1 pseudogene is annotated in these 1031 nt (G+C 57.8%); it reads right to left on the minus strand.

Features of this window, described 5'->3' with window-relative positions:
- Positions 1-171: 171 nt before the first annotated feature.
- Positions 172-1031, minus strand: a pseudogene (locus AACS18_RS06605) (iron-containing alcohol dehydrogenase); the annotation flags it as partial.

The following is a 1031-nucleotide window of genomic DNA, read 5'->3' on the forward strand; positions in this document are numbered from 1 at the left end:
TTGGTTGGTTGGTTGGTTGGTTGGTTGGTTGGTTGGTTGGTTGGTTGGTTGGTTGGGAAGTTAGGGGCTGCACTAGCGCAATCGGCAGGGAGATGATGGCGGTGATTAGTGGCAAGTGGCAGATAAAAAAAGCCCGCGCAGTGCGCGGGCTTGTTATCTCAGGACCGGTTATCAGGCCTTGGATTTCTTCTTGCCTTCAACCTTGGCTTCAACCGGGGCAGCAGTTACCGGAGCGGCTTCGGTGAATGGACGACCGTAGTAGGAGTCCAGCAGAACCTGCTTCAGCTCGCTGATCAGCGGGTAGCGCGGGTTGGCACCGGTGCACTGGTCATCGAAAGCTTCGATAGCCAGCTGGTCAACCTTGGCCAGGAAGTCAGCTTCAGTCACACCAGCTTCGCGGATAGAGGCTGGGATACCCAGGGTAGCCTTCAGCTCGTCCAGCCAGGTCAGCAGCTTCTCGATCTTGGCTGCAGTGCGGTCACCGGCAGCAGTCAGACCCAGGTGGTCAGCGACTTCGGCGTAACGACGACGAGCCTGCGGACGGTCGTACTGGGAGAACGCAGTCTGCTTGGTCGGGTTGTCGTTCGCGTTGTAGCGGATGACGTTGCTGATCAGCAGGGCGTTAGCCAGACCGTGCGGAATGTGGAACTCGGCACCCAGTTTGTGAGCCATGGAGTGGCACACACCCAGGAAGGCGTTGGCGAACGCGATACCGGCGATGGTGGCAGCATTGTGCACCTTCTCACGAGCGATCGGGTCGTTGGCACCGTTCTGGTAGCTGGACGGCAGGTACTCTTTCAGCATTTTCAGGGCTTGCAGCGCCTGACCGTCGGAGTACTCGTTAGCCAGTACGGAAACATAGGCTTCCATGGCGTGAGTCACGGCATCGATACCACCGAAGGCACACAGGGACTTCGGCATACCCATGACCAGGTTGGCATCAACGATGGCCATGTTCGGGGTCAGCTCGTAGTCAGCCAGCGGATATTTCTGACCAGACACTTCATCGGTTACTACTGCAAACGGAGTGA

Source organism: Aeromonas sp. HMWF015 (genome assembly GCF_963878965.1).
Classification (GTDB): domain Bacteria; phylum Pseudomonadota; class Gammaproteobacteria; order Enterobacterales; family Aeromonadaceae; genus Aeromonas; species Aeromonas veronii.